We start from the raw sequence: 21,635 nt of genomic DNA, 5'->3' as shown, positions 1-21,635 counted from the left end.
AAGCGCCAGTTTCGACGATCTGCAATGATCCAGTATGCGCACCACGGCCGAGGTCACCCTGCCGGTGACGCTCGCGCGCGACGACGGGCGACCGCTGCCGGTGCAACTGGCGGACGCCCTGCGCGGCCTGGTGCTCGACGGCTGGGTACCGCCTGGGGATCCGGTGCCGTCGACCCGTTCGTTGGCCCGGGCGGCGTCGGTGTCGCGTGGCACGGTGGTGGCGGCCTACGAGCAGCTCACGGCCGAGGGTTTTCTGACCGCTCGCCCCGGGTCTGCCACGGTGGTGAACCCGCGGCTACGCGCCCTGCACCCGCACCCTGGACGCTCCGGCCCCGAGCCCCCTCCGCCAGTTCAGGGGCGCCCACTGATCGACCTGCGACCCGGCCGTCCGTGGACGGCCGACGTCGCGACCTCCGGGTGGCGAACAGCCTGGCGCGCCGCCGCCAACGACCCGTTCGGCACCGACCCGGCCCCTGCCGGGGACGCCGGGTTACGGACGTCGCTGGCAGACCATCTACGGCGCATGCGGGGCGTCCATCGGCCCGCCGAGCAGGTGGTGGTCACCGCGGGTGCCCGCGAGGGCCTGACCGTGCTGCTGCACGCCCTGGGGCTGCCCGGGCCGGTGGGGGTCGAAGAGCCCGGGTATCCGTCGCTGCGCCGGGTGCCCGGGCGGCTCGGGCTCGCCACCACGCCGCTCGCGGCCGACGCAGAGGGACTGGTGACCGACGCCCTGCCCGAGCGCAACGCGCCGCGGGTGCTGATCGTCACGCCCAGCCATCAGTACCCGCTGGGTGGTTCGATGCCGGTGGCCCGGCGGCAGCAGTTGCTGGCCTGGGCCGCGAGACATGACGTGGTGATCGTCGAAGACGACTACGACGCCGAGTTGCGATACACCTCGCGCCCACTGCCCGCGCTGGCGGCCCTCGACGACCCCGACGAGGGACGCGTGGTCACCCTGGGCACGTTCGCCAAGACCGTCGGCCCCGGCCTGGGCGTGGGGTACCTGCTGGCGCCGTCGCGGTTGCTGCCCGACGTGCTGGCGTCGCGTGCCGACCTCGGGCAGCCGGTCGCCCAGCTCACTCAGCGCGCGTTCGCGCACTACCTGACCTCGGGCGAACTGCGCCGGCACGTGCAGCGCATACGGCAGCTGTACCGCCGGCGGCGCGAGCTGGTCACCGAGGCGCTCTCGGGGCTGCAGGGCGGTCGCGTCTACCCGATGGACGGCGGTCTGCACGTGGTGATCGAAACCGTGCGCGACGAGTCCGAGGTGTTGGCCCGCGCGCGAGCCGCCGGTGTGCTGGCAGGACGCCTGTCGGCACACTGGTCGGGCGAGCGTGACGATCGTTCGGGCGTGGTGTTCGGCTTCGGCGGCGTGAGTGAGCCCGAACTCGTCCAGGCCCTGGCGGTGCTGGTCGCCGCGATCGACGCCTGACCGTCCTGGCGGGTATTGGGGACGGTTCCGATTACCGTTCACCGAAGCCTCCTGGCGGGTATTGGGGACGGTTCCGATTACCGTTCACCGAAGCCTCCTGGCGGGTATTGGGGACGGTTCCGATTACCGTTCACCGAAGTGCCGAAACCCTTTGAGAGTCCGCCGCGTAGGGGGAGATCCGTCCCCAATACCGTTCACCCGGCCGTCTGGTGGGTAATCGGAACCGTCCCCAATACCGTTCACCCGGCCGTCTGGTGGGTAATCGGAACCGTCCCCATTACCGACCAGGACGCTCCCAGGGCGCAACCAATTCCAAGGCCGCGGACAGGCCCAGCAACACGTCGTCAGCGCCGAACGGAGCGCCCAGCATCACACCGATCGGCAGCACGGGCGAGTCTGCCCCGTCGATTCGGGCGTTGTGCAGCGGCAGGCTGATCGCGGGGCGTCCGGTCAGGTTGAACACCGAGGTCCACGGCGTGAAGCGCATCTGTGCCTCGAAGTCGGCGGACGGGTCGGCGTCATCACGCAGGCTGCCGACGGGCGCCGGCGGCTGCGCCAGCGTGGGTGACACGATCACGTCGAAGTCCGCCCAGGTCTGCGCCACCTCGCGGGTGAGCACCTGGATCGCCGCCATCGCACCCGCGTACTCCAACCCCGTGGCGCTGCGCCCGCGCTCACGCAGCCAGCGGGTCAGGGGCGTCAGCGCCGGTTCGGCCTCGGCGGGCAGCGGAATGCCGAGCGCCCCCACCGCCCACACCGAACGGAACGCCTCCCAGCGTTCGGCGGCGAACGCCACCGGGGCCTCGCTGACCTCGTGTCCCAGCCCCTCGAGCAACAGGGCGGCGCGGGCGGCCGCGTCCAGACAGGCGGCGTGCACCTCGGCGTCGGCCGCGATCACCGGAGTGGTGAGCAATCCGACCCGTAGCCGTTCGGGGGCCCGCTCGCAGGCCGCCAGGTAACCGCCCGGCGCGAGAGGCGCCCAGTAGGTGTCGCCCGGCCGAGCACCCGCCAGCACGTCGAGCGCGAGCGCCGTGTCGCGCACGGTGCGGCTCACCACCCCCTCGGTGCCCAACCCCGGCCCCGGCGGACGCGCCCCGGGCGAGATCAGCCCGCGGCTGACCTTGAGCCCCACCAAGCCGCAGGCCGAGGCCGGAATGCGAATCGAGCCACCGCCGTCCGAGGCGTGCGCGATGGGCGCGATGCCCGCGGCGACGGCGGCCGCTGCTCCCCCACTGGAGCCGCCCGCCGAACGAGTCACGTCCCACGGCGTGACGGTGGGCGGACGTCCGTCGGGCTCGGTGTAGCAGGGCAACCCGAACTCGGGCGTCGCGGTTTTGCCCAGCATGGTGGTGCCGGCCTCGGCGAACCACCCCACGATCGGGTCGTCCGCCGGGCCGACCACGCCCCGCATGGCGGACGAGCCGGCCTGCCAGGGCAGACCCTCGACCGGGTTCAGGTCTTTGATCGGGTTGGGTACGCCGGCCAACGGCAGCCGCTCTCCGGCCGCGACCCGCTGGTCGGTGCGCCTTGCGTCCGCCATGGCCCGTTCGGGCGCGAGGCAGGTGAAGGCTCCGTACTGGTCACGCTGTTCGGCGACAGCAAGGGCCACCTCGGCGACTTCGACCGCTGACAACTCGCGGCTGTTGACCGCCGCAGCGGTCTGCAGCGCGCTCAGCCCGGTGTACTCATCGGCACGCACGCGAGCAAGTCTGACAGAGACCCATCACCGCCGCGGCCGGACTAACCCCCGCAGCGGCGATCGTGGGCGAAGCAGAGATCCCGGCGTTCGCCGGGATGACGACCGTCGTTCGCTGGGGAGGCGCAGATTTCGATGGTGGAGCTTGTCGAGACCCGTTGCAGCTAGGGGGTTTCGACAAGCTCAACCAACAAGTTCGGAATGACGAACGCTCGTTCGCTAGTGCCCGATCTTCTTCGGGTCGAGAATGCCTGAGATGGTGGGCTCGAAGGCCGGGCCCAACTGCTTGACCGCCAGGCGTCCGACCAGTTGCTGCTCGGTGGTGACGCGTTCGGAGCGTCCGCTACCGAGGAACGTGATGGTCCAGTGCAACAGAGTGGTGATGCGGTTCTTGAAGCCGACCACGTAGATCAGGTGCAGACCGAGCCAGGCCACCCACGCAAAGAAGCCGCTGAACTGCAGCTTTTCGTTGATCTTGGCCACCGCGCCGAACCGGCTGATCACAGCCATCGAACCCTTGTCGAAGTACTTGAACTTTTCGGGCCGGGGCTGGCCGTTGATGTCGGCGATGATGGTCTTGGCGGCGTACTTGGCGCCCTGAATGGCGACCTGCGCCACGCCCGGCAGCCGGTCGAGGCTCATCATGTCGCCGATCACGAACACGTTCGGGTTGCCCGGCAGGGTCAGGTCGGGCTGCACGGGCACCCGGCCGGCTCGGTCGACCTCGACGCCCGACTGGTCGGCGAGGGTCTTACCCAACGGGCTGGCCTGCACACCTGCCGCCCACACCTTGCAGATGGCGTCGACCCGCTCGGTGCTGCCGTCCTTGTGCTTCAGGTCGAGTCCGGTGGCGTCCAGATTGGTCACCATGGCGTTGAGCTTGATCTCGACGCCGATGCGCTGCAACTCTTTGGCGGCGGCCGCCGACAGCTTCTCACCGAACGGCGGCAGCACCACCGGCGCCGCGTCAAGCAGCAGCACCCGGCACTGCTTGGTATCGATGTTTCGAAAGCTCTGCGACAACGTCTTGTGGGTGAGTTCGACGATCTGACCGGCCAGTTCGACACCGGTCGGGCCGGCGCCCACCACCACGAACGTCATCAGCGACCGGCGCTCGGCGGCGTCCTGGCTGAGCTCGGCCATCTCGAGCGCACCGAAGATGCGGGCGCGCAACTCGAGTGCGTCGTCGATGCTCTTCATGCCCGGCGCGAACGTGGCGAAGTGGTCGTTGCCGAAGTACGACTGCCCGGCGCCGGCAGCCACGATCAGGTAGTCGTAGCGCAGCACGATCTGCTTGCTGAGTTTCTCGGCGACGACGATCTTCGACTTCACGTTGATGCGGCTCACCTCACCCAGCAGCACCTTGACGTTCTTCTGCTTGGCCAGAATGTCGCGGGTGGCGGGTGCGATCTCACCGCTGGACAGAATGCCCGTGGCCACCTGGTACAGCAGCGGCTGAAACAGGTGCGCGGTGGTGTTGCTGATGATGGTGATGTCGACGTCGGCCTTGGCCAGCGCACGCGCCGAGAACAGACCGCCGAAGCCGGAGCCGATGATGACTACGTGGGGACGAGGCATGGCTACTCCAGGTGTGAGGCCGGACGGCTTGCGTGCATGAGTCTGCCTGCCGCTTGCGGCAGTGGCAAGAATCTTTGCCCAAGCTGGACGATCACGCGGAGCGGGCCACGATCTGGTCACAGAGCTCGTGAAGGGCGTCGCGGGCATGGCCCTCGGGCAGCACGGCCAGGTGCTGCTTGGCCACCTGTGCACGCCTTTCGACCTCGGCGCGGGCAGCCGCCATGGCCGGGTGCGCCCGCATCAGGGCCAGGGCCTCGGCCAGGTCGTCGGGGTCGTCGATGGTGCCGGCGAGCAGGTGCCGCAGCCGGTCGTCCGCGGGCTCGCGGCCGGCCTTGACCAGCATGGTCGGCAGGGTGGGCACACCCTCGCGCAGGTCGGTGCCGGGCGTCTTGCCCGTCGAGTCGCTGTCGATGTCGATGATGTCGTCGCTCAGTTGAAACACCACGCCGAGCTCTTCGCCAAAAGCCGCCAGGGCGCGCAGCACCTCGGGCGGAGCGCCGCAGACCATGCCGCCGAACACCGCGGACGTCGCGATCAGCGACCCAGTCTTGTCGGCCAGCACGCGCAGGTAGTGCGCCACCGGGTCGTCGTCGCCCTGGGCGCCACGGGTCTCGGAAATCTGCCCTTCGACCAGCCGGGCGAACGTGTCGGCCTGCAGCGCCACGTAGTCGACACCGAGGGTGGCCACGATCGACGACGCCTTGGCGAAAAGGAAGTCGCCCACCATGATCGCCACCGAGTTGCTCCAGCGATGGTTGGCGCTCTCGGCACCGCGGCGCAGATCGGCCTCGTCCATGACGTCGTCGTGGTACAGGCTGGCCACGTGGGTGAGCTCGACCACCAGCGCCGCCCGCTCGGCCGCATCGTCGTCTGCGCCCGGGTACAGCCGCGACGCCAGTACCACCAGCAGCGGCCGGAACCGCTTGCCGCCGGCGTTGATGATGTGGGAGGCCGCCTCGGTGACGAACGGAGTGTGCCCGAACGCCGCGTCACCCAGCCGATCTTCGATGCTGCGCAACCGGTCGGCGACGGACTCGGCGAACGTCTCATCGACACCGATCTCGAGGGTCACGCTTCTCCTTGTCACAGGCGGGGCTTGGCCCAGCTTAGCCTCACCGAATGAACGTGCCTGCAGCCGTCGCCAGGGCAAGCACCGGGCCGGGAAAGACCCCCAGCACCGCCACGCCGAGGGCCGAGACGGCGATCGGCAGCCAGGTGAAGGCACTCGCCTTACCCACCACGACGCCGTCGGCGGGTTCACCGAAGAACATCACCACGACGATGCGCAGGTAGAACACCGCAGCCACCAGGCTGAGCAGTACCGCCACGATCACCAGCCAGTCGTAGCCGCCGCGCCAGGCCGCGGCGAACACCGCCCACTTGCCGATGAAGCCGGCAGTGAGCGGAATGCCGGTGAAGCTGAGCATGAACAGCGCGAAGATGCCGGCCAGCAGCGGGCTGGTGCGGCCCAGCCCAGACCAGCTCGCGATCGCGTTGGCCTCGCCGCTGTTGTTGCGCACCAGGGTGATCACCGCGAACGCGCCGATGCTGGCCAGGCCGTAGACGACCAGGTAGAACAGCGCCGACGACAGGCTGTCGAGGGGGCTGGTGGCAGTACCGGCGGTGGCGCCCACCACCGCGGTCATGATGAACCCGGCGTGCGCAATCGAGCTGTAGGCCAGGGTGCGCTTGATGTCGGTCTGGGTCAGACCCCACACCGCACCGACCACCATGGTGGCCACCACCAGCACCGCCAGCAGCGGCTGCCAGGTCCAGCGCTCGCCGCCCAGGGCCACGTAGAACACGCGCAGGGTGGCGCCGACGGCGGCCAGCTTGGTGCAGATCGCCATGAACCCGGTCACCGGGGTGGGTGCGCCCATGTACACATCGGGCACCCAGCTCTGGAACGGCACCACGCCCACCTTGAACAGCAGGCCGACGCCCAGCAGCGCCATACCGGCGATCAGAATGCCAGAGCCCATGGTCGGGTTCTGCACCGCGGCGGCGATCGCCGAGAAGTCGAACGAGCCGGCGTAGCCGTACAGCAGGGCGACGCCGAAGAGGAAGAACGCCGAGCTGAACGCGCCGAGCAGGAAGTACTTCAGGGCCGCCTCTTGCGACAGCAACCGCCGCCGCCGGGCCATGCCGCACATCAGGTACAGCGGCAGCGAGAACACCTCGAGCGCCACGAACATGGTGATCAGATCGGACGCCGCCGGAAACACCATCATGCCGCCGAGCGCGAACAGCGCCAGCGGAAACACCTCGGTGTGCTCCAACCGGGCGGCGGACGCCTCGGCCTCGGCCCGGCTGCCCGGCACCGTGGCGGCCGACGCGGCGAACGTGCTGACGCCCCCGTTCACCTCACGTTCGGCGAACACCAGAATGGCCAGCAGCCCGAACACCAGCAGTGCGCCCCACATGAAGTAGGTGGGCCGGTCGAGCATCATCGAGCCCATCGCCACCGGCCCGCCGATGCCGGCGCGCCAGTTGGCCACCAGCATCGCCGCCGAAGCGACGATGCTGGCCACGACCAGAAACACCTGGGCGAAGAACCGGTGCACCACCGGCACGACCGCCTCGACCAGAATGCCGAGCACGGCAGCGATCAGCACCAGCAGCACCGGTGCGAGCGCGCGCCATTCGAACACCACGGTCGTCATCACTTCTCTCCCTTCGCGGGCGCGACCGGATCGTCGAGCTGCATGCGTTGCATCGCCGCCTTCGCGGTCGGTTCGGCCAGCTGCATGATCGGCCCGGGCATGAACCCGAACAGCAGAATCACCGCGATCACCGGAATCAGCACCGACTTCTCGCGGGCGTCCAGATCGTGGGTGAAGTGCGGGGCGACCTCATCGGGCAGCGGCCCGGTCATGGTGCGCTGATACAGGCGCAGGCCGTAGGTGGCGGCCAGAATGATGCCCAGCGCGGCCACTGCGGCCACCCAGGGCTCGCGCGTCCAGGTGCCGGCGATGACCAGAAACTCACTGACGAACGTCGACATGCCGGGCAGCGAGATCGCCGACAGCACCGACAGCAGCACCGCGCCGGCCAGCACCGGGGTGGCCTTCTCGACGCCGCCGAAGTCGCTGATGTCGGCCGAGCCGCGGCGCTTGATCAGGAAGCCCACGGCCAGGAAGAGCGCGGCGGTCGAGAAGCCGTGGTTGATCATGAAGAAGACGGTGCCGTTGATCGACTGCGAGGTGAAGATGTAGATGCCCAGCACCATGAAGCCGAAGTGGCTCACCGAGGTGTAGCTGACCAGCCGCAACAGGTTGGTGGAGGCGATCGCGGCCGCCGCACCGTAGATGATCGAGATCAGCGCGAGAGCGATCATGAACGGCGCCACCCAGGCGCTCGCCTCGGGGAACAGCCCGATGCAGAACTTGATCATGGCGAACGTGGCGATCTTGTCGAGCACGCCGACCATCAACGTGGACGAGCCGGGCGTGGCCTGCTCGGCCGCCGCCGGCAGCCAGGTGTGCAACGGCACCATGGGTGCCTTGATGACGAAGGCGATCAAGAAGCCGACCATCAGCCAGCGGGCGGTGTTGGTGGCCATCGGCTGCCCGGCCAGGTCGCTGAGCAGGTAGCTGGGCGTGCCGCCCGCCGCCGACACCGCGAAGAGCCCGATCACCGAAGCCAGCAGAATGAACCCGCCCACCAGGTTGAACATCAGAAACTTCAGCGCCGCCGCCCGGCGCAACGCACCGCCGAAGCCACCGATGAGGAAGTACATCGGTATCAGCGTGGCCTCGAAGAACACGTAGAACAGCAGCACGTCATCGGCCAGAAAGGTCAGCAGCGCGGTGCCCTCCAGGGCCAGCACCATCGCGAAGTAGCCCTGCGCGTTCCAGCGTCCGTGGCCCCGCACGCCCCACTCGGCCCACAGCACGATGGGGGTGAGCACCACGGTCATCAGCACCATGATCAGGCCCATGCCGTCCAGACCGAGGGCCCACCAAGCCCCGAACGCCGGAATCCACGGCAGCCGCACGGCCAGATCGGCGCCGCCCACGTACTGCACGGTCACCAGCACGGCCACCGCCAGCGTCGCCAGCGAGAAGGCCAGGCCGATGGCCCGGGCCGCGCCACGCACCGGCAGTGCGAGCACGAGCGCACCCACCAACGGCAACAGGCCGAGGAGGGTCAGCCAACCGAACGTCATCTCATCTCCTCCCTCAGGCCCCGAGGCCGAGGATCAACACGACGCCGACCAGCAGCACGCCGAGCACCATGGTGAGCGCGTAGCTGCGCACGTAGCCGTTCTGCACCCTGCGGCCACCCACACTGAGGCCCCCCAGGGCGTTGGCGAGCAGGTTCACGAAACCGTCGAAAGCCTTGGCGTCGGCGGCCACCGCCGCCCGCGACACGCCCAACACCGGCTTGACCACCAGGGTGTCGTTGACCGCATTGCCGTACAGCTCGTTGCGGCCGGCCACGGCCAGCACGTTGCCCTGCGGTGCCACCGCCGGAATCGGCTTGCGCCCGAACACCCACCAGCCCACGAACACGCCGGCTGCGACCACCAGCATGGTGAGCCAGCCGATCGGGGTGGGCAGCAGCTCGACCTCGTGGGCGTGGTTGCCGGCGGCCGGTTCGAGCCACTCCTGAATCCACCAGTTCATCACCGCACCCGCCACCAGGCTGAGCGCGGCCAGCACGATCAACGGCACGGTCATCACCGCGGGCGATTCGTGCGGGTGCACGCCGTCCAGCCAGCGCTTCTTGCCGCCGAAGGTCATCAGCATCAACCGGGTCATGTAGAAGGCGGTGACACCGGCACCCAGCAGCGCCAGGGTGCCGACCAGAGCGCTCTGGCCGAACGCCGCCTCGATGATGTGGTCCTTGCTGAAGAAGCCGGCGGTGAGCGGAAAGCCGATGATGGCCAGGTAGCCGCACGCGAAGGTCCAGAACGTGATCGGCAGGTATTTGGCCAGGGCACCGTAGTGCCGCATGTCGACGTCGTCGTTCATGCCGTGCATCACCGAGCCTGCACCAAGGAACATGTTCGCCTTGAACGCCCCGTGGGTGAGCAGGTGGAAGATCGCGAACGCGTAGCCTGCGGGGCCGATGCCGGCGGCCAGCATCATGTAACCGATCTGGCTCATCGTCGAACCGGCCAGCACCTTCTTGATGTCGTCCTTGCTGCAACCGATCCAGGCGCCGGCCAGCAGGGTGACGGTGCCGACGATCACCACTGCAAGGCGGGCGTCGGCCGTGAGGTCGAAGATCGCGTGGCTGCGCACCACCAGGTAGACGCCGGCGGTCACCATGGTGGCTGCGTGGATCAGGGCCGACACCGGGGTGGGACCCTCCATGGCGTCCAAGAGCCAGGCCTGCAGCGGCACCTGCGCCGACTTGCCGCAGGCCCCGAGCAACAGCAACAGGCCGATCGCGGTCGTCCAGCCCGGGGCCAGGTGTTCGGCGCCGTGGTTCACGTCGATGAAGGCGGACGAGCCGAACTGGGCCAGCATCGCCGAGATCGCCAGCACCATGCCCAGGTCGCCGACCCGGTTCATGACGAACGCCTTCTTGGCTGCGGCGGCGGCCGAGGGCTTGTACTGCCAGAACCCGATCAGCAGATACGAGGCCAGACCCACGCCCTCCCAGCCGACGAACAGCACCAGGTAGTTGTCGGCCAGCACCAGGGTGAGCATCGCGGCCACGAACAGGTTCAGGTAGCCGAAGAACCGGCGCTTGCGCTCGTCGTGCGCCATGTAGCCCAGCGAGTAGACGTGAATCAGGCCGCCGACGCCGGTGATCAGCAGGGCGAACAGAATCGAGAGTTGGTCGACCAGCAGGCCGACGTCGAGCTGCCAGGTGCCGGTGGTGAACCAGGTGTAGAGCTGCACCGACACGGCCCGCTGATCGACGGGCGCCGCCAGCATCTGCACGAACAGTGCCATCGCCACCACGAACGAGCCGCCGATCGTGGCCACCGCCAGGTAGGGGCCCGACTTCTCGACGTAGCGTCCGAAGCCGAGCAGCACGAACGCACCCAACGCGGGCAGCGCGATCATCAGCCAGGCGTAGCTGAACAACCCGGTGGCCGCCACCGGATCGATCGTTTCGAGGGGGATCATGCCGTCTTCCCAATCACTGATTCAGCAGGTTCGCGTTGTCGACCGAGGTCGAACGACGGGTCTTGTAGATGCTGACGATGATCGCCAGGCCGACCACGACTTCGGCCGCCGCCACCACCATCACGAAGAAGCTGGCCACCTGGCCGTCGAAGCTGGCGTGGTGCCAGGCGAAGGCCACCAAAGCCAGGTTCGCGGCGTTCAGCATGAGTTCGACCGACATGAACGCCACCAGCGCGTTGCGCCGAATCATCACGCCCACGGCGCCGATCACGAACAGGATCACCGCCAGGTACAGGTACTGATCGATCACAGTTCCTCGTCCTCCTCGTCGCGGATGCGCTCGGCTCGCTCGAAGGTTTCGGCGGTGAGCGCGCGCAACTGGGTGCTGTCGAGTTGCGCGCCCCGTTCGGCCAGCGTCTGGCTCACCGAGTCGGGTGCGATGGTGCCGTCGGGCAACAGGGCCGGGGTGGCGATCGAGTTGCTGGTGGCGAACACGCCGGAGTTGGGCAGCGAGCCCGGGTGGGTGCCCTGATCGGCGTAGGCCTTCATGCGGGCGTCCGCCTGCTCACGCTGGCCGAGCTTGGGCTTGGTGCGCTGCGCGTGGGCCAGGATCATGGCGCCGACCGCGGCGGTGATCAGCAGCGCCGAGGTGAGCTCGAACACCCACACGTAGCGGCCGAAGAGCAACTGCGCGATGCCCTGCACGTTGCCGCCTGCGGCCTGTTCGGCGCCCGCGAGCCCGGCGGACGGCCCGGTGACGGCCCCGCCGATGGAGAAGATCATCAGCCCCAGCAGGCCCAGGGCCCCGATCGCCGACAGAATGCGCTGGCCCTTGATCGTCTCGACGATCGAGTCTGGGGTGTCGACGCCCACCAGCATAAGCACGAACAGGAACAGCATCAGGATCGCGCCGGTGTACACGATGATTTGAATCGCGAACAAGAACGGGGCGTCCAGCGAGGCGTACAGCACCGCGAGGCACACCATGGTGAGCGCCATCGACAGCGCCGAGTAGACGGCCTTGCGAAACAGGATCAGACCGAGGCCACCCAGCACCATCAGGGGCGCACAGATCCAGAACACGATGGTCATCGGGCCTCCCCCACAGGTGCGCGGCCGGTGCGGGTGTCGGGTGTGCCGGTCTTCGGGAGCCCCAGAAAGTAGGTCTGTTCGTCCTCGCCCAGGCGGCGGGCGTGCGGCGGTTCCTCCATGCCGGGCAGCAGCGGCGCCAGCAACCGCTCTTTGGTGTAGATCAGCTTCTCGCGGCTGGTGTCGCCCAACTTGAACTCGTTGGTCATGGTCAGCGCCCGGGTGGGGCAGGCCTCGATGCACAGGCCGCACAGAATGCAGCGCAGGTAGTTGATCTGGTACACCGAGCCGTACCGCTCGCCCGGCGAGAACCGATTCTCTTCGGTGTTGTCGGCGCCCTCGACGTAGATGGCGTCAGCGGGGCAGGCCCAGGCGCACAACTCGCAGCCGACGCACTTCTCGAGCCCGTCCGGCCAGCGGTTCAACTGGTGCCGGCCGTGAAAGCGCGGCGCGGTGACCTTGACCTTGCCCTTTTCCGGGTAGCCCTGGGTGAAGGTCTTGCGAAACATGGTTCGAAACGTGACGCCGAACCCGGCCCATCGATCTGCGAACGTGGCCATCAGGCGTCCGTCCTTTCGGCGTCGAGCTTCGAAGGCACCACATCTGCCAGTTCGGGCAGCTTCTGGCCCGGCATGGGTGGCACGGGGTAGCCGCCGGCGAAGGCGTCGAAGGTGGTCTCTGCTTCTGGTTCGGGTGGTTCGGGTTCGCGGTCGAGCAGCCACCAGATGGCGAACAGGGCCAGGATCACGACGACCGTGCCGCCCATCACCAGGGGGTTGCTGAACCAGGCCAGGTTGCGGGCGATGCGGAACGTGGCGATCACCATCACCCAGACCAGCGAGATCGGAATCAGCCACTTCCAGCCCAGGGTCATGAACTGGTCGTAGCGGAATCGCGGCAGGGTGCCGCGCAGCCACACGAACAGCGAGATCAGCAACTGCACCTTGAGCATGAACCAGAGCGGCCCCCACCAGCCCTGATCCACCGCCGGAATCAGCGCGTTGATCGGCCACGGCGCGTGGTAGCCGCCCAGGAACAGCGTGGTGGCGACAGCCGAGACCGTGGCCATGTTGATGTACTCGGCCAGAAAGTAGGTCGCGTAGCGGAAGCCCGAGTACTCGGTGAGGTAGCCCGACACCAACTCCGACTCGCACTCGGGCAGGTCGAAGGGTGCCCGGTTGGTCTCACCCACCATTGAGATCACGTAGATCACGAAGGACGGCAGCAGCAGCAGGAAGTACCAGCTCTGCATGCCCCAGTCCCAGTGAATCCGGAAGCCGCCCAGCTGCAGGTCGAGCACGAACGGCTGCCCCTGCGCCTCGACGATCTCGGACGTCGACATCGACCGGCTGTACAGAAACACCGCCACCAGGGCCAGCCCCATGCTGAGCTCGTAGCTGATCATCTGCGCCGACGACCGCAGCGCGCCGAGCAGCGAGTACGGCGAGTTGGACGACCAGCCGGCCAGCACGAAGCCGTAGATGCCCACCGACGCCACGGCCAGAATCACCAGTACCGAGATCGGCAGGTCGGTGAGCTGCAACCGGGTCTTCACGCCGAAGATCTCGACCTCACCGCCGAACGGAATGACCGACCAGGCGGTGAAGGCGGCCGTTCCGGCGATCAGCGGGGCAACGGTGAACAGGATCCGGTCTGCCGAGGCGGGCCGGAAGTCCTCTTTCACCAGCAGCTTCGCACCGTCGGCGAGTGCCTGGCCGAGCCCGAAAGGGCCGTTCATGATCGGCCCGAGCCGATGCTGCATTTTGCCGACCAACCGCCGCTCGTACCAGACGTTGAAGATCGTCCAGACCAGCAGCACGACGAACAGCACCAGCACCTTGATGACCACCAGCCACCACGGGTCGGTGCCGAACAGGCTGAGATCGAGCGGGATCATGCCACGCCCCCTTCACCTTGGTCGAAACCTTCGCCGCGCTCGAGCGCCGCGGCGGGCGAACCGATGGTCACCGGATCGCCGTGCACCAGGCCCAGCTCAGACAGCGGCGTGTCGGGGGCGTGGGTGGGCACCCAGACCGTGTCGGGCGCCATGCCCGGCACGATGTCGAGCGGCAGGGTGAGCCAGCCGCCGTTGCCGCTGACGGTGACGGCGGCGGTCAGGCCGAACTGCTCGGCGGTCTCGGGTGCAACCCTGGCCACCACGGGCTTGGCCGTCTCGAGCAGGGCCGGCTCGTAGTCGAGGGCCCGCGAACCGTCGAGCAGTTCGCGCCAGGTGGCCAACGCCACCTCGCCGTCGGCGTGATCGGCGGCCACACCTCGGCCGCGGCTCAGCGGGGCGCGGGCACCGTCCCAGGCCCCCAACTCGTCGAACTCGGCCAGCGCCTGGCGTGCGGTGCGCACACCCAGCGGACGACCCAGGGCGTCGGCCAGCGCGGCGAGCACCCGCAGGTCGGTCATCGGCTGGTTGGCCTGCTTGATCACCGTGTTCACCCGGCCGCGACGGCTCTCCCAGTTCAAGAAGTGACCCGGCCGTTCTTCGATCAGCGCGATCGGAAACACCACGTCGGCGCGCTCGGTGACCTCAGACAACCGCTGTTCGAGGCTCACGACGAAGCTCGCGTTCTCAAGCCCCTCGCGCACCTCGTTCGCCTGCGTGAAGTCCGACGGCTCCAGGCCACCGACCAGCAGGGCGAAGCCCCCCTCGCGGGCGGCGGCCAGTTGCTCGTCGGCGTCGAGGCCCGGGGTGCCGGGCAGGCTGTCGACGCCCCACGCTGCCTGCACGTCGACCCTGGCGAGCACGTCACCGGTCGGACGGCCGCCGGGCAGCAGGTTGGGCAGGCAGCCGGTCTCGACCGCGCCGCGGTCGCCGGCGCGGCGGGGCACCCAGCCCAGTCGGGCGCCGGTTCGGTCGGCGAAGTCGGCGGCGGCGTTCAGCAGCCCGGGCACCACGGCGGCGCGATCACCGATCAGCACGATGGTGTCGGCGTCCGCGGTGATGCCGTTCAAGGCTTCGGCCTCGGCACCCGGCACGGTGGCGACCAGTTCGGCGTTCAGCTTCACCGACCCGTTGGACGCGAACGGCGCAACGGTCACGACCTTGAGGCCGTTCTTGCGCACCGCCTTGCGCAGCCGGAGGAAGACCATCGCGGCCTCTTCCTCGGGTTCGAAGGCCACCAGCACGACCTGCTTGGCCTGCTGCAGTGCGGTGTAGCTCAGCCGGTCTTCGTCGAGCTCTGTGCCGGCCACCCGGTTGGCCAGGAAGACGGCCTCTTCGGCCGAGGCCGGGCGCGAGCGGAAGTCGATGTTGTTGGTGCCCAGCACCGCTCGCGCGAACTTGCTGTACCCGTAGGCGTCTTCGACGGTGAGCCGTCCGCCGGTCAGCACGCCGACCCGCGAGCCGGCCCGGCGCAGGCCCGCCACCGCGGCGTCGATGGCCTCGGGCCACGACGCCACCCGCAGCACCCCGTTGTCGCGCACCAGCGGCCGGGTGAGCCGGTCGGGCCCGCGGCCCGACTTGAACGCGAACCGGCCCTTATCGCAGTTCCACTCCTCGTTGACCAACGGGGCGTCGCCGGCCAGCCGGCGCTTGACCTGAAAGTGCCGGTGGTCGCTGCGCAACTGGCAGCCGCCGGCGCAGTGCTCGCAGGTGACCGGAGTGCTGACCAGGTCGAACGGCCTGCTCTGAAACCGGTACGACACGCTGGTCAGCGCACCCACCGGGCAGATCTGAATGACGTTGCCCGAAAAGTACGAGTCGTAGGGGTGGTCTTCGTAAAAGCCCACCTGCTGCAGCGCGCCGCGCTCGACCAGGGTGATGAACGGGTCGCCCGAGATCTGCTCCGAGAACCGGGTGCAACGGGCGCACAGAATGCACCGCTCTCGGTCGAGCAACACCAACGCCGAGATGCTGACCGGCTTGGGGAACGTGCGCTTCACGCCCTCGTAGCGGCTCTCGCCGGCACCGTTGGCCATGGCCTGGTTCTGCAGCGGGCATTCGCCGCCCTTGTCGCAGATCGGGCAGTCGAGCGGATGGTTGAGCAGCAGAAACTCGATCATGCCCTTCTGGGCCTTCGCGGCCACCGCCGAGGTCTCTTGGGTCAGGATCTTCATGCCGGGCGCGCATTCGAGGGTGCACGACGCCTGGGGCTTGGGCATGCCGCGGCCGTTGCCCATGTCGGGCACCTCGACCAGGCACTGCCGGCAGGCACCCACCGGGTCGAGCAGCGGGTGGTCGCAGAACCGCGGAATGGCGACGCCGATCATCTCGGCGGCCCGGATCGCCAGCGTGCCCTTGGGCACCTGCACCTCGGTGCCGTCGATGAAGACGGTGATCAGGTCGCTGGCGACGACCTCGCCCGGTTTGGCGGTGACGGTCATGCGTGCGCCCCTTCCCGTACGGCGAACAGCGCGCTGCGTTCGTAGGGGAACAACTCCCACGCGGGAATGTGCATGCCCTGCTCGAACTCGTCCCTGAAGTGCTTGATCGCGCTGGTCAGGCAAGCCACCGCTCCGTCGGCCAGGGCGCAGAACGAACGGCCGCCGATGTCGTCGGCGATGTCGAGCAGCTTCTCGACGTCGCCCTGCTGGGCCTGGCCCGCCTCGAACTTCTTCAACAACTGCACCAGCCACCAGTTGCCCTCGCGGCACGGGGTGCACTTGCCGCAGGACTCGTGCTTGTAGAACTCGATCCAGCGCAGTGTGGTGCGCACCACCGAGGTGGTCTCGTCGAAGCACTGCAGCGCCTTGGTGCCGAGCATGGTGCCGGCCGCCGCCATGCCCTCGTAGTCCAGCGGCAGGTCGAGGTGTTCGGCGGTCAGGATCGGTGTGGAGCTGCCACCGGGCGTCCAGAACTTGAGCTCGTGGCCCTCGCGCATGCCGCCGGACAGTTCCAGCAACTGCCGCAGGGTGACGCCGAGCGGCGCCTCGAACTGGCCGGGCCGTTTGACGTGACCCGACAGCGAGTAGATGGTCATGCCCTTGGACTTCTCGGTACCCATCGAGGCGAACCAGGCGGCCCCCCGGTCGATGATGGACGGCACCGACGCGATCGTCTCGACGTTGTTGACCACCGTCGGCGAGGCGTACAGGCCGGCAACGGCTGGGAACGGCGGCCGCAGCCGGGGCTGGCCGCGGCGGCCCTCGAGCGAGTCGAGCAGTGCGGTCTCTTCACCGCAGATGTAGGCGCCCGCACCGGCGTGCACGACCACCTCGACGTCGTAGCCGCTGCCCAGAATGTTCTTGCCGGCATAGCCCGCCGAGTACGCCTCACGCACGGCCTGCTGCAGCCGGCGAATGATGTGCAGCACCTCACCGCGGCAGTAGATGAACGCGTAACGGCAGCCGATCGCGTACGAGGCGATGATCACACCCTCGACCAGCGTGTGCGGGCTGGCCATCATCAGCGGCATGTCCTTGCAGGTTCCCGGCTCGGACTCGTCGGCGTTCACGACCAGGTACTTGGGGTTGGGGTTGTCTTTCGGCACGAACGACCACTTCATGCCGGTGGGAAAGCCGGCGCCCCCGCGGCCGCGCAGTCCGGAGTCCTTGACCAGCTCCATCACGTCGGCGGGGGTGGTGCTGAGCGCCTTGCGCAGGGCCTGGTAGCCACCTCGACGTTCGTAGTTGGTGAGCTTCCAGGCCCGTTCGTCGGCCCAGTTGGCGGTGAGCACCGGGGTGAGTTCGTCGGTCACTTCTGCCCTCCTTCGGCGCTCGCGGCCTCGTCGGAGGCCGGAATGGGCGGGGGTGCGTCGGGGGCGCGCCAGCCGTTCTCGCGGGCCACGTTCACGCCCAGCAGGGACGCCTCGCCGGCGGTCGGACCCTCGTCGGCCCGTCCGTCGGGAAAACCGGCCAGCACCCGCTCGGCCTCCATCCACGAGGTGAGCGTGGCGCCGCGCGGCGACTTGACGGTCTCGCCCGAAGACAGCGCGGCCAGCAGGTCGTCCACCTTCTCGGGGTTCATGTTGTCGAAGAACTCCCAGTTGACCATCAGCACCGGCGCGAAGTCGCAGGCGGCGTTGCACTCGATGCGTTCGAGCGAGATCGCGCCGTCGGCAGTGGTCTCACCCTCGTGAATGCCCAGCCGGTCGCAGACCTGGTCGAGCAGGGCGTCACCGCCCATCACCGCGCAGAGGGCGGTGGTGCAGACGCCCACGTGGTGCCGTCCACCGGGCCGGCGGCGGTACATGGTGTAGAAGGTCGCCACACCCGAGACCTGCGCCGTGGTGATGTCGAGAATCTGCGCGCACGCCTCGACGCCGGCGGGGCTGATGCGGCCGTCGACGCTCTGCACCAGGTGCAGCATGGGCAGCAGCGCCGAGCGCGCCTGCGGGTAGCGGGCCGCGATCGAGCGCATCTCGTCGAGCGTGGCCTCGGTGATGTTGGTCTGGGTGTCGTCGTAATCGATCGACCCCGACTCGGGGAACCAGGACTGGAACTCGTGGTCGCTCACACTTTCCTCCCAACGGACGTCGTGGTGATGGCGCTCGAGATCCCGGCGTTCGCCGGGAGGACGGTTGGGGCCGAGATGGCGAGGGTGGAGATGCTCATCGGTCGACACCTCCCATAACCGGATCGAGTGAGCCGACCGCGACCACGACGTCCGAGATCAAGCCGCCCTCGCACTGGATCGGCACCGACTGCAGATGGTTGAACCCGGGGTCGCGCATGTGCACCCGGAACGGCTTGGTGCCGCCGTCGCTCACCACGTGGCAGGCGATCTCGCCCTTGGGCGACTCGATGGGCACGTAGGCCTGGCCGGGCGGCACCCGGAAGCCCTCGGTGACGAGCTTGAAGTGATGGATCAGCGCCTCCATCGACTCGCCCATGATGTGCTTGATGTGCTCGTGGCTGTTGCCTTGGCCGTCGGGGCCCACCGCGAGCTGCGCGGGCCAAGCGATCTTGGGGTCGGCCACCATCACGGGCTTGCCGGCGGTGCTTTCGAGCCGGTCTGCGCACTGCTCGACGATGCGCAGGCTCTGCCACATCTCTTCGAGCCTGATGCGGAACCGGGCGTAGCTGTCACTGGACGCCCACCCGTCGTCGGGCTGCCAGGCGACCGAGTCGAACTCGTAGGTCTCGTAGCCGCAGTAAGGCTGCTGCTTGCGCAGGTCCCAGTCGTAGCCGGTGGAGCGCAGCACCGGGCCGGTGACGCCGAGCGCCATGCAGGCGGCCAGGTCTTGATGGCCGATGCCCATCATGCGCATCTTGAAGATCGGGTTCTCGTTGCAGAACGCCGCGTACTCGGGCAGGTGCTTGTGCAGCCACGCGATCAGTTCGCGCAACTGCGCGATGCCGGTTTCGGGCAGGTCGTTGGCCACCCCACCGGGCCTGATGTAGGCGTGGTTCATGCGCAGGCCGGTGACGGCCTCCAAGAAGTCGAGAATCATCTCGCGCTCACGGAAACCGATCGTCATGACCGTCAGCGCACCGATCTCCATGCCGCCGGTGCCGATCGCAACCAGGTGCGAGCTGATGCGGTTGAGCTCCATCATCAGCACGCGGATCACCTGGGCTCGCTCGGGAATGTCGTTCTCGATGCCCAGCAGTCGCTCGACCGCCAGGCAGTAGGCGGCCTCGTTGAACAGCGGCGCCACGTAGTCCATGCGGGTCACGAAGGTGCTGCCCTGCGTCCAGGTGCGGTACTCCATGTTCTTCTCGATGCCGGTGTGCAGAAAGCCGATGCCGGGGCGGATCGAGAGCACGGTTTCGCCGTCGCATTCGAGGATCAGCCGCAGCACGCCGTGGGTGGACGGGTGCTGGGGCCCCATGTTGATCACCAGGATCTCGTCGGATCGCTCGGCCTGCTCGGCCGCGATCTCGGCCCAGTCGCCGCCCATGGCCGTGTAGACGGTGCCCTCGGTCTCTTCGCCGGGCTGGGCGTAGAAGTCGGTGGTGCTCATCGGTACCCACCTCGCCGGTGCGGCTGGAGTTCGCTTCGCTCACACAATCTCATCGGTACCCACCTCGCCGGTGCGGCTGGAGTTCGCTTCGCTCACACAATCTCATCGGTACCCACCTCGCCGGTGCGGCTGGAGTTCGCTTCGCTCACACAATCTCATCGGTACCCACCTCGCCGGTGCGGCTGGAGTTCGCTTCGCTCACACAATCTCATCGGTACCCACCTCGCCGGTGCGGCTGGAGTTCGCTTCGCTCACACAATCTCATCGGTACCCACCTCGCCGGTGCGGCTGGAGTTCGCTTCGCTCACACAATCTCATCGGTACCCACCTCGCCGGTGCGGCTGGAGTTCGCTTCGCTCACACAATCTCATCGGTACCCACCTCGCCGGTGCGGCTGGAGTTCGCTTCGCTCACACACTCTCATCGGTACCCACCTCGCCGGTGCGGCTGGAGTTCGCTTCGCTCACACACTCTCATCGGTACCCACCTTGCCGGTGCGGCTGGAGTTCGCTTCGCTCACACTGATTCATCTGTAGCTCCTGCGCTGGTCGGGCGGCGGCACCACGGCGCCCTTGTACTCCACCGGAATGCCGCCGAGCGGGTAGTCCTTGCGCTGGGGGTGGCCGACCCAGTCGTCGGGCATCAGAATGCGGGTCAGGTGCGGGTGGCCGTCGAACACGATGCCGAACATGTCGTAGGTTTCGCGCTCGTGCCAGTCGGCGGCCGGGTAGATGGCCACCACGCTGGGCACGTGCGGGTCGTCATCGGGGCAGCTGGTCTCGACCCGCAGCCGGCGATTGTGGGTCATCGACTGCAGGTGGTACACCACGTGCAGTTCGGCGCCCTCGTCGGTTGGGTAGTTGACCCCCGACACGCTGGGCAGAAACTCGAACCGCAGGTGCGCGTCGTCGCGAAGCTGGCCCATCACCTGACTGAGCTTCTCGCGGGCGACGTAGAAGGTCAGTTCGCCGCGGTCGAACACGACCCTGACCAGTGCGTCGGGCACCAGCTCGTCCAGCCGCGCGGTGACGCCCGCGTACCAGCCGTCGGACGGCAGCGGCTGACTGGGCATCTCGACCACGCGCACGATGCGGCCGTAGCCGGAGGTGTCGCCCGAGCCGCTGGACCACATGCCGGTGCGCGTCTCGATGGCGTGCGGGCCCTCGGCGTAGGTGACGGCCTGATCGACGGCCTCAGACAGCTCGGTGGCCTCGTCGGGCTGCGCGTCCTCACGCTCGAGGCCGGCCTTGGGCGCCGAACCGGCACCCTCGACGGGTTCGTCGACGGTCTTCGCTTCGCCGGGCAGCTTGTCGTCGGTCATCGCATGAGGCCCTTCATCTCGTGCGTGGCCATGGCCTCGAGCGCGGCCTGCTCTTGCGCTTCGATCTCGGCCAGTTCATGGGCGCCGATGGGCCGCTTCATGACGATCTCTTTGCGCAGCTTGAACATGGCGTCGATGAGCATGTCGGGGCGCGGCGGGCAGCCCGGCACGTACATGTCGACCGGCACGATGTGGTCGCCACCCTGCACGATCGCGTAGTTGTTGAACATGCCGCCCGAGCTGGCGCACACCCCCATCGCCATCACCCATTTGGGTTCGGGCATCTGGTCGTAGACCTGGCGCAGCACGGGGGCCATCTTCTGGCTGACCCGGCCCGAGATGATCATCAGGTCGGCCTGCCGCGGCGAGGCGCGAAAGACCTCTTGCCCCCAGCGTCCGGCGTCGAAGCGGGGCGCGCCGTAGGTCATCATCTCGATGGCGCAGCAGGCCAGGCCGAAGGTGGCCGGCCAGAACGACGCCTGCCGCATCCAGCCGAAGATGCCTTCGACGGTGGTCAGCAGCACGCCCTGCGGAATCTTCTCCTCAAGCCCCATGTCGCACCCCTCGCGCGGTCGTC

General features: G+C 68.2%; 17 protein-coding genes. 1 reads left to right on the top strand and 16 read right to left on the bottom strand.

The window, feature by feature from the left end; genetic code table 11:
- Nucleotides 1-34 precede the first annotated feature (34 nt).
- Nucleotides 35-1,432, top strand: a complete 1,398-nt coding sequence (gene pdxR, locus MPLG2_RS01645) for a MocR-like pyridoxine biosynthesis transcription factor PdxR (RefSeq protein ID WP_197710037.1) — start codon at nucleotides 35-37, stop codon at nucleotides 1,430-1,432.
- 277 nt (nucleotides 1,433-1,709) lie between these two features.
- Here pdxR and MPLG2_RS01640 read toward each other — a convergent pair whose 3' ends face one another.
- From MPLG2_RS01640 to MPLG2_RS01565, 16 genes are all read right to left on the bottom strand, one after another.
- Nucleotides 1,710-3,131: an amidase gene (locus tag MPLG2_RS01640; protein ID WP_105184642.1), complete on the bottom strand. Its 1,422-nt coding sequence runs from the start codon at nucleotides 3,129-3,131 to the stop codon at nucleotides 1,710-1,712.
- A gap of 216 nt (nucleotides 3,132-3,347) precedes the next feature.
- Nucleotides 3,348-4,706, bottom strand: coding sequence for an NAD(P)/FAD-dependent oxidoreductase (locus MPLG2_RS01635; protein ID WP_105184641.1), 1,359 nt, complete (start codon nucleotides 4,704-4,706; stop codon nucleotides 3,348-3,350).
- A 91-nt stretch (nucleotides 4,707-4,797) separates the two neighbouring features.
- Entirely contained in the window at nucleotides 4,798-5,778 is a 981-nt protein-coding gene (locus tag MPLG2_RS01630) for a polyprenyl synthetase family protein (protein ID WP_231935746.1), read from the bottom strand.
- A 40-nt stretch (nucleotides 5,779-5,818) separates the two neighbouring features.
- Nucleotides 5,819-7,369: an NADH-quinone oxidoreductase subunit NuoN gene (gene nuoN, locus MPLG2_RS01625; protein WP_105184640.1), complete on the bottom strand. Its 1,551-nt coding sequence runs from the start codon at nucleotides 7,367-7,369 to the stop codon at nucleotides 5,819-5,821.
- Complete coding sequence (locus MPLG2_RS01620; RefSeq protein ID WP_105184639.1) at nucleotides 7,369-8,874, bottom strand: NADH-quinone oxidoreductase subunit M; 1,506 nt, start codon at nucleotides 8,872-8,874, stop codon at nucleotides 7,369-7,371. Before MPLG2_RS01620 ends, nuoN begins: the two co-directional genes overlap by 1 nt.
- A gap of 13 nt (nucleotides 8,875-8,887) precedes the next feature.
- Nucleotides 8,888-10,792 carry an NADH-quinone oxidoreductase subunit L gene (nuoL, locus tag MPLG2_RS01615; protein WP_105184638.1) on the bottom strand — a complete coding sequence of 635 codons (1,905 nt, stop codon included), beginning with the start codon at nucleotides 10,790-10,792 and terminating at the stop codon, nucleotides 8,888-8,890.
- A 13-nt stretch (nucleotides 10,793-10,805) separates the two neighbouring features.
- Nucleotides 10,806-11,102, bottom strand: a complete 297-nt coding sequence (gene nuoK / locus MPLG2_RS01610) for an NADH-quinone oxidoreductase subunit NuoK (protein ID WP_269459163.1) — start codon at nucleotides 11,100-11,102, stop codon at nucleotides 10,806-10,808.
- Entirely contained in the window at nucleotides 11,099-11,884 is a 786-nt protein-coding gene (locus MPLG2_RS01605) for an NADH-quinone oxidoreductase subunit J (RefSeq protein WP_105184637.1), read from the bottom strand. The genes nuoK and MPLG2_RS01605 overlap by 4 nt, the downstream gene beginning before the upstream one ends.
- Nucleotides 11,881-12,441 carry an NADH-quinone oxidoreductase subunit NuoI gene (gene nuoI, locus MPLG2_RS01600; RefSeq protein ID WP_105184636.1) on the bottom strand — a complete coding sequence of 187 codons (561 nt, stop codon included), beginning with the start codon at nucleotides 12,439-12,441 and terminating at the stop codon, nucleotides 11,881-11,883. Before nuoI ends, MPLG2_RS01605 begins: the two co-directional genes overlap by 4 nt.
- Nucleotides 12,441-13,778, bottom strand: coding sequence for an NADH-quinone oxidoreductase subunit NuoH (gene nuoH / locus MPLG2_RS01595; protein WP_105184635.1), 1,338 nt, complete (start codon nucleotides 13,776-13,778; stop codon nucleotides 12,441-12,443). The genes nuoI and nuoH overlap by 1 nt, the downstream gene beginning before the upstream one ends.
- Entirely contained in the window at nucleotides 13,775-16,216 is a 2,442-nt protein-coding gene (locus tag MPLG2_RS01590; protein WP_105184634.1) for an NADH-quinone oxidoreductase subunit G, read from the bottom strand. The genes nuoH and MPLG2_RS01590 overlap by 4 nt, the downstream gene beginning before the upstream one ends.
- On the bottom strand, nucleotides 16,213-17,529 hold the full coding sequence (nuoF, locus tag MPLG2_RS01585; RefSeq protein WP_105184633.1) for an NADH-quinone oxidoreductase subunit NuoF: 1,317 nt from the start codon (nucleotides 17,527-17,529) through the stop codon (nucleotides 16,213-16,215). Before nuoF ends, MPLG2_RS01590 begins: the two co-directional genes overlap by 4 nt.
- Nucleotides 17,526-18,287, bottom strand: a complete 762-nt coding sequence (gene nuoE, locus MPLG2_RS01580; protein ID WP_105184632.1) for an NADH-quinone oxidoreductase subunit NuoE — start codon at nucleotides 18,285-18,287, stop codon at nucleotides 17,526-17,528. The genes nuoF and nuoE overlap by 4 nt, the downstream gene beginning before the upstream one ends.
- Nucleotides 18,288-18,381: 94 nt before the next feature.
- Nucleotides 18,382-19,737 carry an NADH-quinone oxidoreductase subunit D gene (locus MPLG2_RS01575; protein ID WP_105184631.1) on the bottom strand — a complete coding sequence of 452 codons (1,356 nt, stop codon included), beginning with the start codon at nucleotides 19,735-19,737 and terminating at the stop codon, nucleotides 18,382-18,384.
- A gap of 526 nt (nucleotides 19,738-20,263) precedes the next feature.
- Nucleotides 20,264-21,058 (bottom strand): NADH-quinone oxidoreductase subunit C, encoded by a 795-nt coding sequence (locus MPLG2_RS01570; protein WP_105184630.1) that lies wholly within the window; start codon nucleotides 21,056-21,058, stop codon nucleotides 20,264-20,266.
- On the bottom strand, nucleotides 21,055-21,612 hold the full coding sequence (locus tag MPLG2_RS01565; protein WP_105184629.1) for a NuoB/complex I 20 kDa subunit family protein: 558 nt from the start codon (nucleotides 21,610-21,612) through the stop codon (nucleotides 21,055-21,057). Before MPLG2_RS01565 ends, MPLG2_RS01570 begins: the two co-directional genes overlap by 4 nt.
- Nucleotides 21,613-21,635: the final 23 nt, after the last annotated feature.

It is taken from the genome of Micropruina glycogenica (assembly GCF_900289045.1).
GTDB lineage: Bacteria > Actinomycetota > Actinomycetes > Propionibacteriales > Propionibacteriaceae > Micropruina > Micropruina glycogenica.
This window is presented reverse-complemented; position numbering and strand designations above follow the sequence as displayed.